Origin of the sequence: Cyanobium sp. A1C-AMD (genome assembly GCF_024346495.1) — a bacterium.
In the GTDB taxonomy this organism is placed as follows: Bacteria; Cyanobacteriota; Cyanobacteriia; order PCC-6307; family Cyanobiaceae; genus Cyanobium_A; species Cyanobium_A usitatum.
The window spans coordinates 22,739-37,729 of sequence record NZ_JAGQDB010000004.1; the positions used below are offsets into that span (position 1 = coordinate 22,739).

14 protein-coding genes are annotated in these 14,991 nt (G+C 62.8%); 8 read left to right on the forward strand and 6 right to left on the reverse strand.

Annotation, left to right across the window (positions count from 1 at the left end; all coding sequences use genetic code 11):
• Position 1: 1 nt before the first annotated feature.
• Positions 2-1,333, reverse strand: coding sequence for a lysine decarboxylase (locus KBY74_RS01550; RefSeq protein ID WP_254941192.1), 1,332 nt, complete (start codon positions 1,331-1,333; stop codon positions 2-4).
• Between the two features lie 78 nt (positions 1,334-1,411).
• On the opposite strand from KBY74_RS01550, the gene KBY74_RS01555 reads away from it, so the two are divergent.
• The gene (locus KBY74_RS01555) at positions 1,412-3,052 is read left to right on the forward strand and encodes an AarF/ABC1/UbiB kinase family protein (RefSeq protein WP_254941219.1); all 1,641 of its coding nucleotides are present in this window, start codon (positions 1,412-1,414) and stop codon (positions 3,050-3,052) included.
• 55 nt (positions 3,053-3,107) lie between these two features.
• Here the strand turns inward: KBY74_RS01555 and KBY74_RS01560 are convergent, their stop codons facing one another.
• Positions 3,108-4,403, reverse strand: a complete 1,296-nt coding sequence (locus KBY74_RS01560; protein WP_254941193.1) for a hypothetical protein — start codon at positions 4,401-4,403, stop codon at positions 3,108-3,110.
• A gap of 16 nt (positions 4,404-4,419) precedes the next feature.
• Between KBY74_RS01560 and KBY74_RS01565 the strand changes: the two genes are divergently transcribed.
• From KBY74_RS01565 to KBY74_RS01575, 3 genes are all read left to right on the forward strand, one after another.
• Positions 4,420-5,502: an ABC transporter substrate-binding protein gene (locus KBY74_RS01565; protein WP_254941194.1), complete on the forward strand. Its 1,083-nt coding sequence runs from the start codon at positions 4,420-4,422 to the stop codon at positions 5,500-5,502.
• Positions 5,503-5,540: 38 nt separating this feature from the next.
• Complete coding sequence (locus KBY74_RS01570; protein ID WP_106632733.1) at positions 5,541-6,008, forward strand: hypothetical protein; 468 nt, start codon at positions 5,541-5,543, stop codon at positions 6,006-6,008.
• A 208-nt stretch (positions 6,009-6,216) separates the two neighbouring features.
• Positions 6,217-6,855: a hypothetical protein gene (locus tag KBY74_RS01575; protein WP_254941195.1), complete on the forward strand. Its 639-nt coding sequence runs from the start codon at positions 6,217-6,219 to the stop codon at positions 6,853-6,855.
• A 6-nt stretch (positions 6,856-6,861) separates the two neighbouring features.
• Here the strand turns inward: KBY74_RS01575 and KBY74_RS01580 are convergent, their stop codons facing one another.
• A complete protein-coding gene (locus tag KBY74_RS01580; protein ID WP_254941196.1) occupies positions 6,862-7,878 on the reverse strand; it encodes an RpoD/SigA family RNA polymerase sigma factor in 1,017 nt (338 codons plus the stop codon).
• Between the two features lie 70 nt (positions 7,879-7,948).
• Here KBY74_RS01580 and KBY74_RS01585 point away from each other — a divergent pair, with 70 nt between their 5' ends.
• The gene (locus tag KBY74_RS01585; RefSeq protein WP_254941197.1) at positions 7,949-8,680 is read left to right on the forward strand and encodes a pseudouridine synthase; all 732 of its coding nucleotides are present in this window, start codon (positions 7,949-7,951) and stop codon (positions 8,678-8,680) included.
• 128 nt (positions 8,681-8,808) lie between these two features.
• Positions 8,809-9,621: a helix-turn-helix transcriptional regulator gene (locus tag KBY74_RS01590; RefSeq protein ID WP_254941198.1), complete on the forward strand. Its 813-nt coding sequence runs from the start codon at positions 8,809-8,811 to the stop codon at positions 9,619-9,621.
• On the opposite strand, the gene malQ is transcribed toward KBY74_RS01590, so the two are convergent.
• A complete protein-coding gene (gene malQ / locus KBY74_RS01595) occupies positions 9,585-11,111 on the reverse strand; it encodes a 4-alpha-glucanotransferase (RefSeq protein ID WP_254941199.1) in 1,527 nt (508 codons plus the stop codon). The genes KBY74_RS01590 and malQ overlap by 37 nt on opposite strands.
• A complete protein-coding gene (locus KBY74_RS01600) occupies positions 11,108-12,304 on the reverse strand; it encodes a Coenzyme F420 hydrogenase/dehydrogenase, beta subunit C-terminal domain (protein ID WP_254941200.1) in 1,197 nt (398 codons plus the stop codon). Before KBY74_RS01600 ends, malQ begins: the two co-directional genes overlap by 4 nt.
• A 91-nt stretch (positions 12,305-12,395) precedes the next feature.
• Here KBY74_RS01600 and KBY74_RS01605 point away from each other — a divergent pair, with 91 nt between their 5' ends.
• Positions 12,396-13,391, forward strand: coding sequence for an LCP family protein (locus KBY74_RS01605; protein WP_254941201.1), 996 nt, complete (start codon positions 12,396-12,398; stop codon positions 13,389-13,391).
• On the opposite strand, the gene KBY74_RS01610 is transcribed toward KBY74_RS01605, so the two are convergent.
• A complete protein-coding gene (locus KBY74_RS01610) occupies positions 13,374-13,877 on the reverse strand; it encodes a hypothetical protein (RefSeq protein WP_254941202.1) in 504 nt (167 codons plus the stop codon). The genes KBY74_RS01605 and KBY74_RS01610 overlap by 18 nt on opposite strands.
• Before the next feature lie 68 nt (positions 13,878-13,945).
• On the opposite strand from KBY74_RS01610, the gene KBY74_RS01615 reads away from it, so the two are divergent.
• A complete protein-coding gene (locus tag KBY74_RS01615; protein ID WP_254941203.1) occupies positions 13,946-14,953 on the forward strand; it encodes a ribose-phosphate pyrophosphokinase in 1,008 nt (335 codons plus the stop codon).
• The last annotated feature ends 38 nt before the right edge of the window (positions 14,954-14,991 follow it).

A 14,991-nucleotide genomic window follows, 5' to 3' on the forward strand; every position in this document is an offset into this window, starting at 1 on the left:
CCTATCCGGCCACAACCCTCACCGTATCAGCGATCTGGCCTGGCCAAAGGTGCTGCTGCTGCCGCAGCCAGGTAGCCCTAGCCAGATCGATCCGCTCGCCGGGCACCAGCAGGGGTATACCCGGCGGATAGGGACAAAGGGGTTCGGCGGCGATCCGTCCAGCTGCCGCCGCCAAAGCCACTACTTCCGCCGGAGCGCGCCAGGCCTCGGCCAGGGGCAGCTCCGGCTCAGCTACCAGCGGCAGCGGTGGCGCGCTGAAGGGTGGCAGGGGTGGTCCCCCCAGGGCACGCCGCAGGCGCAGCAGCTGGTGGGGCAGGCGCCAAAGCAGCCCAGGGGGCGGCGCCATACCCAAGCAAAAAGTGAGCGCCCCCGGTTCCGGCAACTCCGCGATCACACCCCGCTGCAGCAACCAGGCATCGGCCTCCAGCCCATTGATTCCCATGGCAGCGGTGTGCAGCACCAACCGCAGCGGGTCGTCATTTGCAACCAGGGGCAAGCCCAGTGCACGACAGCGGCGCTGCAGGCGCTCGCCGCAGCGCCATGCCGCTTGCCAGCGGCGCCGGCCTGCCGAGCTGGTGAGGTCATCGAGGGCAGCTGCTGCGGAGGCCAGCAGCAGGGCGCTGGGGCTGGAGGTCTGCAGCCACAGCAGGGCCCGGACCACGGCATCGCGATCAGCCCTGCCGCCCTGCAGCAGCAGGGCGGCGCTCTGGGCCAAACCGCCGCCAGCCTTCTGGCCCGAGAGCACCACCAGGTCGGCCCCGGCCGCCAAGGCCTCGCCGCGGCCATGGGCTTGATCAACCAGGACGGGTAGCCCACGGCCGTGGGCCAATGCCACCAGGGCCGGCAGCTCGGCGCGCTGGCCCTGGTAGCTCGGCGACACCAGCACAAGGGCCGCCAGGGGACCGTCCTGCTCTGCTGCTGCAAGCACCACCTCGAGATGGGCTGGACCCGGAGGCAGCCACAGGCCACTGGCCGGATCGAAGGGCAGGTCAAACAGCACGGGCCGCAGCTGGCCCAGCACGCAGCCGTGCAGCAGGGAGCGGTGCAGGTTGCGGGGAAGCAGCACCCGGCTGCCAGGGGGAGCGAGGGCTAGCAGGGCTGCCTGCAGCAGGCCACTGGCACCATTAACACCAAACCAGAGCGCCTCCGCTCCAAGCTGGGATGCACAACGCCGCTGAGCCTCAGCGACGGCGCCGGTATCGATCAGGGGACCACCCTGCTCCGGCAGCTCCGGCAGATCCCAGCTGCCCGGCCGCTGGCGCAGCAGGCGCCGCAGGGCAGGAGACAGACCCCGACCACGGCCGTGGGCCGGCAGATGCAGCGGCAGGCCCATGGAAAGAGGGATGGCGTTAATAGAGTCTGCTCAACTAGCCGCTGCCGTGACTTGACCAACGCCGAAGCTGCCAGCGAGCTGGGTTACGACCCAGGCAGAGACCTGCGCTGGTTGCTGTTGCGTCCCTGGGTGCTGATAGCACGGCTGCTCGTGGTGATCTGGCAGCTGTCCAGCCTGGCCCTGGTGTTGGTGGTGCAGGGGAACAGCAGCAATGCCCAAGTGCAGCAACGACTGGGAAGGCGCATTCTCACAACGCTCACGGACCTGGGCCCCTGCTTCATCAAGGTGGGCCAAGCCCTTTCCACCCGGCCCGATCTGGTGCGGCGCGACTGGCTCGAACAGCTCACCCAGCTGCAGGACAACCTGCCCGCCTATCCCCATGGGATTGCGCTAGCAACCATTGAGCAGGAATTGGGCGCCCCGGCCGACCAGCTATTTGAGGTATTCCCCGACTACCCCGTAGCAGCAGCCAGCCTGGGCCAGGTATACAAAGCGCAGCTCGCTGATGGCCACTGGGTGGCCGTCAAGGTGCAACGCCCCAATCTGCCCACCATTCTGCGGCGGGATCTAGTGATCATCCGCCTGTTGGCTGTGCTGAGTGCGCCGCTGCTGCCACTCAACCTGGGCTTTGGCCTCGGCGACATCATCGATGAATTCGGCTCAACTTTGTTCGAGGAGATTGATTACCGGCTCGAGGCCAATAACGCTGAACGATTTGCCGATCTGTTCGCCCGCCAACCAGAGGTGACCGTGCCGCGGGTGGAGCGACTGCTATCCAGCCAGCGGGTGCTCACCACCCAGTGGATTAATGGCACCAAGTTGCAGGAACGCCAGGCGCTGGAGGCTCGCAACCTGGACCCCTCGGCCCTGATCCGCACTGGCGTGATCGCCGGGCTGCAGCAACTGCTCGAATTTGGCTATTTCCACGCTGATCCCCACCCCGGCAACCTGTTTGCGCTCTCCGGCAAAACCGGCCCCCTGGGCCATGTGGCCTATGTGGATTTCGGCATGATGGATTCGATTAGCGACAGCGATCGCCTCACCCTCACCGGCGCCGTTGTTCACCTGATCAATCGGGATTTCACCGCCCTCGCTGCTGATTTCGTCAGCCTGGGTTTCCTCAATCCCCGGGCCGATCTCGAGCCAATCATTCCTGCCCTTGAGGAGGTGCTTGGTGGCGCCCTAGGCGACAACGTGGGCTCCTTCAACTTCAAAGCCATCACCGATCGCTTTTCGGAGCTGATGTATGCCTATCCCTTTCGTGTGCCGGCTCGTTTCGCCCTGATCCTTAGGGCAGTGGTGAGCCAGGAGGGCTTGGCCTTGCGGCTTGATCCCAGCTTCAAGATCATCAGGGTTGCCTATCCATACGTGGCCCGGCGCCTGCTGGCAGGCGACACCAGTGAGATGCGCGAAAAACTACTTGAGGTGCTCTTTGATCGACAAGGGCGCCTGCAGCTTGAACGACTAGAAAATCTATTGGCGGTTGTGGAGAACGATTCCACTAGCCCCGATTTGCTTCCAGTTGCGGGAGCTGGCCTGAAGCTGCTGCTGGGTCCAGAAGGCGGCAGCCTGAGGCAACGGCTCCTTCTTACTCTGGTTCAGGGAGATCGCCTGCACACAGACGATTTGCGAGCCCTGATGGGCCTGATGGGACGTACTTTTTCACCTCGCAAGATGGTGAGTGGCATGCTGGCGAAACTCACACTGCAACCCGCTTAAACTATAGAGATGCTTAAACAATGGTCTTAAATAATAGGCTTAAACAATAGATATTTCAGCCAACCTGGGGGATCGTCATCCAGCAGAAGGTAATTGCAGTACCACCCAACAGAACCACCACTAGGGGCCAGGTATCATCAAGGCGATTTAGATGCAGCAATAACGCTTGCTTCTCGGCGGGATCTTCAATCGATTCCATCACGGCATAGCGTCGTCCAATCCATAGAACCAACACAAATGCCGTCAGAGTAACTACGTAAGCAACGACGTACACTTGATCAAGGAAGGTAAGAAAGGGCAAATCAGGCAACTTGTCACGATAGGTTTGCTGTAGGAAAACCAGGGTAAGGAGCACAGTGACCGGGATACTGGCACGAGCATCCTGCTCATCAGGGCGCACCTTAAATACCAACAACACCATGGCCATCAACACGGAGAGGGGCAACAACAATCTCCAGAAAGACGACCACGAAGAGGTGCCATAGGAAATCTCAAAGAGGATTTGGCTGTAGTCATTTTCTTCGCCACCAAGCCCAAAATTCGTAGCGTAGTGGTGCCTGTATTCCGCAATCGACCAGCCGGTATTTAGCCAGCCAATAATGCGAGCGTAGAGACCCATACCACTGTTGCGAATCTCAGGAATTAAACGGAGATTTTGATAGCTAAGCTGGCCGTCTATATCGCTAGCCTCAATCACAAGTGGCAGGCTTATGCTCATGAAAGGATAGTGCCGAAAACTAGCCTTATCTACATAATACCGACCCACATAGGTAAACAATTGATAGTAACTACCATCCGCAAGCCGCGCGGGAACATTGCCCACCGGCCTAAGGCTTGAATCCTTGTCAGAAAGCAGGGTGTTAAGAACAATAAACATACTCGAAATATCTCCACCGCGAGCCTCCACATAGCGCTGCATAGGCTCCTCCCAGCGCAGCCAAACATAGCCATTACTCGAATAGGTTGGCACCGTTAGATCAAGCTCATAATTGCTAGTTGAATACACTCCCACTTCTACCTTGTATTGGGCTCGCTCAAACTCAGCCCGATCCACCCGTTCCTCCCCGGCGCTGAGCTGGTCTCCCCGCATGGCGCTCCACACACCAAGGGCAGGCTTTTCGCCGAAGGGCAAGGTGGTGAGAGCACGGGACGCGGAAGAGAGACGCAAAGAGTCGCGGCTTAGCACTGGGCTCACATCAATGCGCCCGATCCCCAAAATTGCCAAGATGGCCGCCAGAACAACGGCAACCATCGCCAGCACGTTCCAAGGCCTTTGCCTGCGATTACCCATGCCCAATCGCTGCAGTTTGCTGAAGTTAAGTCCGAAAGCCGGTTGGGGGCGAGTGGGCACCGCAGCGGCTTTGGCCTTGACGCTGAGCCTGCCTGCCCTGGCATCAACAGAAATGGTGCTGGGGCAGTCGGCGGCCCTCAGCGGCCCCTCCGGCATGCTCGGCAGCGAATACCGGGAAGGGGCTCTGGCCTATTTCGCCGAAGTGAATCGCCAAGGTGGCGTCCATGGCAAGCGACTGAAGCTGCTGAGCCTCGACGACCGCTATGACCCACCTCTCACCCTGCGCAACACCAAGCAGCTGGTTGAACGCGACAAGGTGTTTGCTTTATTTGGTTATGTGGGCACCCCCACCGTCAAGGCGGTGTTGCCCTTGGTTGAGACACAGAAAATTCCACTTATAGCTCCACTCACCGGCGCCCAGCTGCTACGCCAGCCCCATCGCCCCATGGTGTTCAACCTACGTACCAGCTACCACATGGAAATTGACCGGATGGTCGACTACCTGGTGCGCAGCGGCCGCCATCGCGTTGCGGTTGTCTTTCAAAACGATGCCTTTGGTAAAGACGGCCTCAAGGGATCTCTCAAGGCCTTGAGACGCCATGGCCTCAAGCCAGTGGCCACTGCCAGCGTTGAGCGCAACTCAAACCAAACCGGCGGGGCAGCCAGCATGGTGCAAAACGCCAATGCCAACGCGGTTTTGGTGATAGCGGCCTACCCGAGCTCGGCCTCCTTAAGCCGCGAGATGCGGCGGCGCGGCAGCACAGCCCAGCTGATGAACGTGTCGTTTGTAGGTACCAGCGCCCTGCGGGCCTCGCTGCAAAGCCATGAGGCCAGTGGCATTGGCGTGGCCCAGGTGGTGCCTTTCCCTTGGAACGAAAGGGTGCCAGTGGTGAAGGAATACCAGAAATTAATGCGCCGCCAGCAGGCCAAACCCCAATTCGGCTTCATCAGCCTCGAGGGCTTCCTTGCCGCAAAAATGACAGTGGAAGGCCTGCGTCGGGCTGGGCCGGCACCCACCCGCCAACGCTTTGTGACCGCGCTTGAAACGATGCGCGATTTAGACCTTGGCGGCTACCGGGTGCAACTGGGTCCCCAGGACCACAACGGCAGCAGCTTCGTCGAACTCACCTTCCTGGGTTCCCAGCGCTGGGAACCGTGAGGGCCTAGGGTCTCGGCCACCCAGACCAGTCTCAGCAGATGGCCAGCCTGCCCCTCGACGCCATGGACAGCAGCGCCCTGCCGGACGGCTGGATGTACGCCGACCTCGATGCGAGCGACATCCTGCTGGAATATGCACAGATCATCCAGCCCCCCTACCTAGTAGCTGGTGTGGGCCTGGCCATCGGCGTGCTCTGCGGGCTCACCTTCGCCAAATTGGTAGAAAACAAGCTGGAGGGCTGGAAACAGGATCGCCTGCCCCTGCTTCCGCTTGGCAGTTTTGCGGTCACCCTGCCTTACTTCGGCGTGGTGATCGGCATCACCCTGTTTATTGGCGGCAGCCTGCAGGTATTCGGTTTCTCGGCGGGGGTTGCCCTGCTGGTTTCTTTTGTGTTGTCGATTGCCACAGCTGGCGCCCTGTGGGTGCAGCTGGAACGGCTTATGGCTCAGGTAGAAGCAGGCACCTTCAGCGCAGTCGACTTCGACAACTTCGATCAGTTTTTCTAACTTTACTACTTAAAAAGATATCAGCATGCCTGCGACATAGGCGATAAAATCAAGACAATCACCAAAAGATATATTCATGGTTGCCAATTTTTCACCTAAATTAATTCTAAAATTCCCCAATTAATCTTAAATACTACATCCCACCATCGGCCGGAGCAAAATTATGACAAGTGAGCCTTCAAACCAGACAAGCGCTGGACCCGCCGATATGCTGCGCGAGCGCCTAACCAGCGGCAGGGGACGACTATCGGTAATTGCTGCTACAACAGGCGTCTGGGGAATGGATCTTCTGCTGGTTAATCATCTGCGGCATCGCAGCTTGATTGCTCCAAATCTCAGCGATTTGGTACACAGCATCGACATCGTTGCCACAATTGCCTTCATCGCCGTAACAATCGGGCTAACGGTCAGCCTATTTCGCGGTAAAAACCGCCATCTGTTCCGCTGGGCCCTGGCCTATCTGCTGTTTTCAATGCTTCAGGTGATAGCCAACGTGCTGTCCATGGTTGCAACTGCTGGCAGCCATCAAGGCGGTGGACTAGCAGGATTGTGGGATGTGGCAGCCGTCTATATGGAAAGCGTGCTCGTATTTATGTTTGTCTATATCTTTCTTGATGTCAGCACTCCAGGCGGTGCATTTATTTGGCCCAGCCGACAGGGAGAAGAACCACCCGAACCCCACATCATCGACTACCTGTTTATCTCGATGAACGTCAATTCCACCTACGGACCCACATCTGAAGCCGTTATGTCACGGAGAGCCAAGCTCGTTATGGCTCTCCAGGTTCTTCTTGCCATCGTGATGTTGACCGTACTGATTGCTCGCAGCGTCAGCTCCACCGGCTGAGTCAGCTCAAGCCACCAGATAACCCTCAAGCATGCGTGACTGGGCCCGTACGCCTTCGAGGGCTTTGCGCTCCAGGTTGCGAGTTTTGTCGCGGCTCATGCCCAATTGCTTAGCAATGGCACTGAGGCTCATCGGCTCCGAGCTCTCTTGCGGCTCCCCAGCCTCAATCCCATAACGCATCTTCAGCACCCGCCCCTGCAGCTCCGGCAGTTGCTCCAGCAGCGCTCGCAGGTCGCCCTTCAGGCACTCTCCATCCACTCGCTCCTCCGGCAGTTCCGCATCTCCTGCCAGCAGGTCCAGCAGTTCGGTGTCATCACCGTCGCCCACCTTCGTCTCCAAGCTCACCGGTTGGCGCGCACGGCACAGCAGATCCTTCACCTCTTCTTCTGGCAGTTCCACCGCTTCGGCAAGCTCCGTCACCGTCGGCGTGCGCCCCAGCAGCTGGCTCAGTTCACGCTGACCCTTCTTCAGCTTGTTCAGCGTTTCGGTGATGTGGATTGGCAGCCGGATCGTCCGGCTCTTCTCAGCGATTGCCCGCGTGATCCCCTGCCGAATCCACCAATACGCATAGGTTGAAAATTTGTAGCCACGGGTTGGATCGAACTTCTCAACGCCGCGCACCAAACCGATCGTGCCCTCCTGGATCAGGTCCAGCAGCTCCATATTCCGCCGCGTGTACTTCTTGGCCACACTCACCACCAGCCGCAAATTCGCAGCCACCATCCGCTCCTTGGCACGCCGGCCCGCCTGCAAGCGCTTCTTAAGCAATGGCGCGCTCAGACCAGCGGCCTGGGCCAATTCCGCCTGGCTTGGCTTATTGCCCAGTTGCACCTCCAGCTCCAGCTCCAGCTCCTCTAGACCCACCAGCTCCTGCACCTGGCGGCCCAGCGTGATCTCCTGCTCATGGGACAGCAGCGGCACTCGCCCGATGTCCCGCAGGTAGCTACGCACCAGGTCGCCACCTGATTGGGCCGAGGCAGCACCGGCACTGGGGCTGGAGCCAAGAACGGGCAGGGCGGACATGGCGAGCCGGTTTACGAAACTCTTTGGTTTCGCAAACCTACCATTCTTTTTAAGGGCGAACATGGGTGGCATGGCCACTGAACGGCTGCAAAAACTGATAGCCAACGCCGGGCTCTGCTCCCGTCGACAGGCAGAACAGCTGCTGAATCAAGGCCTGGTGCAGGTAAATGGTGCCGTGGCCCAACTGGGCGATCGGGCCGACACCGAGCGCGATCGCATCACCGTGCGGGGAGAGCCCCTGGCGGCCCGGCCCCAGCCCCTACTGCTGCTGCTCAACAAACCGGTGGGAGTGGTTTGCAGCTGCCACGATCCCGAGGGGCGAACCACCGTGCTGGACCTGCTGCCAGCAGAACTGCGCCACGGCAGTGGACTCCACCCGGTGGGCCGGCTCGATGCCAACAGCCGCGGCGCCCTGCTGCTCAGCAACCAGGGGGAGGTGACCCTGCGGCTCACCCATCCCCGCTACGGCCACCGCAAGACTTACCGGGTGTGGGTGAAGGGCCAACCGGAGGACCGGGTGCTGGAGCGCTGGGCTGCCGGAGTGCCCCTTGATGGCCAGGCCAGCCAACCGGTGGGGCTGGTGCTGATTCAAAGGCGCCCCCAGGCAACCGAAATCGAACTGCGGATGGGGGAGGGACGCAACCGTCAGATCCGGCGCACCGCCGAGGCCCTTGGCCACCCCGTGCTCGATCTGCAGCGGCTGGCAATCGGCCCCCTGCAGCTGGGCGCATTGCCCGAAGGTCGCTGGCGGCGCCTCGATCGCCAAGAATGGCAGCTGCTTAATTCCACGCCCCCACCCTGAGCCCCTCCACCCCGCTGCCACCAAAGCGCCCGCGAGGCCGCCCCGGCCGCTGGTGGCGCTTTGGTGGCTGGTGGCGCCCTGGACAATCAGCGGCCCCAAGTGGGCCTGCCGAGGCTCCGGCTGATCCGTTGCTGGCAGCAGGCCAGCGGCTGCGGCTGCGGCGCGAGGAACGGGGCCTGAGCCTGCGGGACCTCGCCCTGCAAACACGCATCAGCGCGGCAGTGCTGGAAGCCCTAGAGCGAGGCTGGCGCGACCGGCTACCGGAGGCCACCTACCTACGCACCATGGTGCCGCTGATCGAGCGACACCTAGAGCTGCCAGCGGGCAGCCTGGAAACGGCGCTGCCCAGCAGCGAGCAACACCGCCGTTTCCAGGGCCAAAAGCGAGAGCCCCTGCTGCGTCGTTTCACGCCGGGCTCAATCGATGTATTCACCACCTGGCAGGGCACCCTGCTCTACGGCCTACTGACCCTGGGACTGATCTACGCGGTGAACCTGCAGCAGCAGCAACTGGCAGCCCGGGGGCTGCTGGCACTACGGCCGATTTCGCCCCTGCCTGCCGCTGACCAGGCCAAACCGCCGCGGGCTGATCAAGCCCTACTGCAGCTTTATCCCGAGCTGCGCCCCCTGGAGCTGGCCGCCAGGGGCCAGGGGGTTGGGCAACTGCGGCGGGCAAAGCCAAGCCAAATTCCAGCGGCCGGAGTGCTGGAGCTGCAATTAAGCCAGCCCAGCCAGCTCACGCTGGAGAGCGCCAGCGGAGTTCGCACCAACCTGCGTAACAGCAGCGGCAGCATCAGCCTGCCCCTCAGTGGCAGCTTCCGACTCAGCCTCAACCCTCCACCCAGCGCCGGCGATCTAGTGAGCTGGAACGGCTCGCCCCTGCAGCCAGTAAAGGGCCAGCCCGGTCAGTTCAGCTCACCAGCAGACGCAGCCCGGCCGTAGCTCGCCGCCATGGCGCCATAGCCCTGCAGGGCCCCGTCCAGGCTGGCCACCGGCTGCTGCAGGCGCCAAGTCCAGTTGCCCGAGCTGGTGCCTGGGGTATTGAAGCGGGCCCGGTCATCGAGCTCCAGCAGATCCTGAAGGGGCACAACCGCTAGGTCGGCAGGACTGGCCAGGGCCAGCTCCAGCAGCTGCCAGGCCGGCGCCGTGATCGGTGCACCCACCGCCTCGGCCAGCCGCTGACGGGCGTCGTCACCGAGGCTCTGCCACCAGCCAACGCTGGTGGCGTTGTCGTGGGTGCCGGTGTACACAACCCAGCGGCGACCGCGGATGTTGGCTGGTAGGTAGGGATTGGTGGAGTCGCCATCAAAGGCGAACTGCAGGATCTTCATGCCTGGCAAACCGAAGCCATCACGCAGGGCCTCCACCGCCGGGGTGATCACACCAAGATCCTCAGCAATTAGGGGCAGGTGCCTGCCGCGGCGCAGCCAGAGCAAGGCCAGCAACGGCCAGCCTGGAAACCAGCGCCAGCTTCCGTTTTCGGCGGTGAGTGCATCACCGGGCACGCTCCAAAAAGACTCCAGAGCGCGGAAGTGATCGAGCCGCAGCTGGTCAAACAGTTCGAATTGACGCTGCAGGCGGGCCAGCCACCAGCTAAAGCCGCTGAGCAGGTGTCTGGGCCAGCGATAAACAGGGGTGCCCCAGAGCTGGCCGGTGGCCGAGAAGTAGTCGGGCGGCACGCCGCTCTGGGCCGTGAGCGAGCCATCGGAGCGCAGGGAGAACAACGAGCGGTGGGCCCAGACATCGGCGCTGTCGTGGGCCACATAAAACGGCAGGTCTCCCAGCAGCTGCACGCCGGCCTGACTTGCCTGACGGCGCAGCAGCTGCCACTGGCGCTGCAGCTGCCACTGAAGCAGCTGCTCCTGCAGCAGCCAGTCGGCGCGCTCGGTGGCAATTCGCGCTAGGGCGCGGCGCTGACGCTGGGCCAGGGGCGCCGGCCACTGCCACCAGGGCTGGCCGCCTTGGAGCCGACGGATCACCATGAATAGGGCGTGGTCTGGCAACCAGCGCCGTTGGCTGCGCCGCCAGCGGGCAAAAGCCCGTTGCTGCTCTGCCGGCTGGGCGCCCCAGCGGCGGGCCAGGGCCTCCCCCAGAGCCGTACTGCGGGCCGCAACCACAGACAAATCCATCGGCCCGGCCGCCATCGCAGCTCCAGGTAGAGCCTCTAAGTCATGGGGCTCCAGGAAACCCTCCTGCCGCAACCGCTCACCATCCAGCAGCCAGGGGTTGAGGGCTGAGCCGCTAGGGGAGCTGTAGGGCGAACCAGTGCCGTCGGGGGGAGCAAGGGGCAGCAGTTGCCAAACGCCAATGCGATGGCGACCGAGGAGGTCAAGCCAATCGTGGGCAGCCTGGCCAAAGCTGCCGCTACCACCCTTACCGGGCAGGGAGGTGGGGTGCAGCAGCACCCCGGCATGGCGGTGGGCCTGATTCACGAGGCCGGCAGCCGATATCGACTAATGATGGCCTTGGCAAACGCCGGAATGTGGGCTTCGAGCTTTTCTGGGTGGTTACGCCGCAACCAGAGGGCGTTGCGGGTGAAGTGGGAGTCGATAGAAAAGCGGCCATATTCCAGGCCCTTCGGCCCTAGCCGCTGCACCACCAAACCAATCAGGTTGGCAAGCCACATGGGCAGCTTCAGGGCCTTGTCGTAGGCCTCGATGCCCTGCTGCACCGCCGCAAAACGCTCACCACTGGAGGTAACAGGGGCCACGTCAAGCTCCTCCTCCACCAGATCCAGCAGCAGCTGGCCCCTGGGGTTGCGCACCGTGAGCCATTGGCGGCCGAAGGTCGCGCCCATGTAGCCCACCACCAGATCGGCGCCGGCGTTGGTGTAGTCGAAACAGCTCAAACAACTCGGAGCAAATACATCCTTGAGCTTGGGTGTGTCCAAGCCAAAGAAGGGCACCGTTTCCTCGCGGCCGTCGCTGTGGCGGAAGTGGATGCGGAAGTCCTGCATGAACTCGTAGTGCACCACCGTCTCTGGCGAGCTGACGGTGCTGTCGAGGAAGGTCTGCAGGCCCGCTCGGCTGACGTTGTCTACGCAGGGCAAGCCCAGCACGTAGAGCTCGTCGAGGGGCAGGGTGGGTTGCACCGCCCGCAGGGCCTGGATCTGGCAGCCCACACCGATCGCCAGCAGCTTGCGGATGCCGCTGCCGGGCAGCTGCTCCAGCACCTCCAGGTTTGGGGACAGGGTGGGCTTATTCACCCGGGCGCTGAGCACCTCCTCCGGGGTGCGGGCGAGGCGGGGCACGGGCGTGAAGCGATCCTCCTCGCTTTGGCCAACGCAAAGCACCGCGTCGACCAGGCCAGTTTCCAGGGCCCGCACACCGATGCGGCTAACGATCCCGGTCCACTGGGCCCCTTCGATCGGTTGCTGGAGCCGGGCGGTGAGCATGCGCTGCTGCACCCCGAAATAAAGCTCCTCCTCGTTGTCGAGGTCGCGGCTACGGCCATGGGCCGCAGCCTCCATAGCCTCAAAGCGCTGCTCCAGAAAGGCGCAACTGTTTTTCACGTAAGCAACCCAGCGGCTGTCACACAGACCGCACTGGCTGCATAAATCCTTGGCTGGATAGACGCTGCCCTTGGCCAGGGGCCGGGCGCGCTCATGGGGAGCACTTGCAGCCATCAGCGGATTTCCCCATCGCATCTGCGCCGCCACAACCTATCGGGTGCAAGGCGTAGAGGCTTGGGCCAAAGTGGATTGCCGACAAGCCCTTATGGCCCGACGTTCCGCCCCAAGCCAACCCCGCCGGGGACCCACCCTGTTGCGGCTGGGTGCGTTAGCCGTGGGCATGGCCACGGGCGCTGGTCTAATCGGTGTGCTCTGGCCCATAGGCGACCGTGCCACAGAACCGCTGCAGCAGCTGACGCCAGCCGACCTGGCCAAGCCACCTAGCCGCAGCATCACCCTGCTGGTGATCGGCCTCGACAGCGAGCGTCCCGGGGATCCGCTCAACAAGGCCGCTCCCCGTGGGGCAGCCAACGCCGATGCCCTGCTGCTGGTGCGGGTTAATCCCCAGGGGCCCCTGCAGGTGCTCAGCCTGCCGCCCAACCTGGCCGTGCAACTACCGGGCCAGAAACGCCCCCAGAGTCTCGGCAGCCTCTATCGCATCGGCGGCGTAGCCCTCACCGCTGATGCGGTGGGCAACCTGGTAGGCCTCGACTCGGGCCAGCCAGCGCGCTTTTTGGTGCTGGGCCGCTCCAACCTGCGCAGCCTGGTGGATGGCCTCGGCAGCATCGCCGCCAATCCCACCCTGGCTCTTCGCTACAACGACAAGAGCCAGCGCTTCAGCATCAACCTTCAGGGCGGGCTGCAACGGCTCAAGGGCAACCAGGTGGAGCAACTGGTGCGCTACCGCGATCCAGACCGGCCTGAGGAGAGTCGCCAGGACAACCAGCAACTGGTGGTGCGCAGCCTGCTGCGGGAGCTGGTCATGCCGGAACAGCTGGGCCAACTTGCCAATTTGCTCAAATCACTCAACAACCAGGGGGTTGTCACCAACTTGAGCCAGCCAGAAACCCTGAGCCTGCTGGCGGCTGGCCTAGATCAGGCCGAGAGCGTGCAATTCACCAGCCTGCCCCTGGCACCGGCACCCGAACAGGAACAGGAACCCAACAACAGCCGGAGCACCAAACTGAGCCTGCGCGAGATCAGCAGCAGCGCCCCTGAGCCCCTCTGGCCGGCAGCGACGACTTCAACAGCTCAGCAATAGCTCCCATCGCAGGGCCAAAGCAGGGGCCAGGTCAAAAGGCTCCTCCAGGGTTCCCAACCAGGGCAGGCCATCGCCGCGGCGCAGGTCTGGCTGCCAGGGGCCACCGGCCTGCACCAGCCCGGCCAAGGGCACTTGCCACTGGGCCAGCAGGGCCGCCATCGCCGCCGGCAGGCCCGTCTGCAGCTGCTCGGCCGCCAGCAGCAGCAGCACCGGCTGGCGCCAGGCCCCCAGGGACTCGGCCCAGTGGCCGAATCCCTGCAACACCAGGCCGGGATCAAGCGGCAAGGGCACCAGGCCTGGTCCCTGCTCAGCCAGGGAGGCCAGCGATTGGGGCGGTTGCTCAATTGCGAGCGGGTTGCCCCAGGGCAGGCCCAGGGCCAAGGCCAGCGGTGGCCCCGCCTCTGCTTGCAGTGCCGCCACCGCAGCCGCTGCACCAGCTCCCACCAGCACCAAGGGGCGTTGCCGACCAGACAGGGAAAGAGTCATGGATTTTTGTACTAGGTGGGCGGGCTCGCTTCTACCATCAGGTTTCAGCCGACGCGTTAGCGCCCGCCGTGACCAGTTTTCTGACCGCTGATCGCGTGGCACCCCAGGGCAGCGCGAGCCAGTCGAATCACGACACCCGGCGACTGAGGTTGTTTAGTGGCACCGCCAACCAAGCCCTGGCTCAGGAAATTGGCACCTATCTGGGAGTGCCAGATGGGCCGAGGGTGATCAAACGCTTCGCAGACGGCGAGCTTTACATCCAGATTCAGGAGTCGATCCGGGGCTGCGATGTCTTCCTGATCCAGCCCACCTGCGCCCCGGTGAACGATCACCTAATGGAGCTGCTGATCATGGTGGATGCCTGCAAGCGGGCCTCGGCCCGGCAGATCACCGCAGTAGTTCCGTATTACGGCTATGCCCGTGCCGACCGCAAGACCGCCGGACGGGAATCGATCACCGCCAAACTCGTTGCCAACCTGCTGGCTAAATCAGGGGTGGATCGGGTGCTTGCCATGGACCTGCACTCCGCCCAGATCCAGGGCTATTTCGACATCCCCTGCGACCACATCTATGGCTCGCCGGTGCTGGTCGACTATTTGCGCACCCGCGACCTCTGCGAAGTGGTGGTGGTGTCCCCGGACGTGGGCGGGGTAGCTCGGGCCCGGGCCTTCGCCAAGCAGATGAATGACGCTCCCCTGGCGATCATCGACAAGCGTCGCTCCGGTCACAACGTGGCCGAAAGCCTCACCGTGATTGGCGATGTGGTGGGCAAGACCGCAATCCTGATCGACGACATGATCGACACCGGCGGCACGATCTGTGCCGGTGCCCGGCTGCTGCGGCAGCGGGGGGCAACCCGGGTGCTGGCCTGCGCCAGCCATGCGGTGTTTTCCCCACCGGCAATCGAGCGGATGTCGGAGCCTGGGTTGTTCGAGGAGGTGCTTGTCACCAACAGCATTCCCCGCCGCGATGAAGACCGCTTCCCCCAGCTGCAAGTGCTCTCGGTGGCCAAGATGCTCGGCGAAGCGATCTGGCGCATCCACGAGGAGAGCTCGGTGAGCTCAATGTTCCGCTGAGGGCAGATCCGCTGAAACCAGATCCGCTGAGGGCAGTT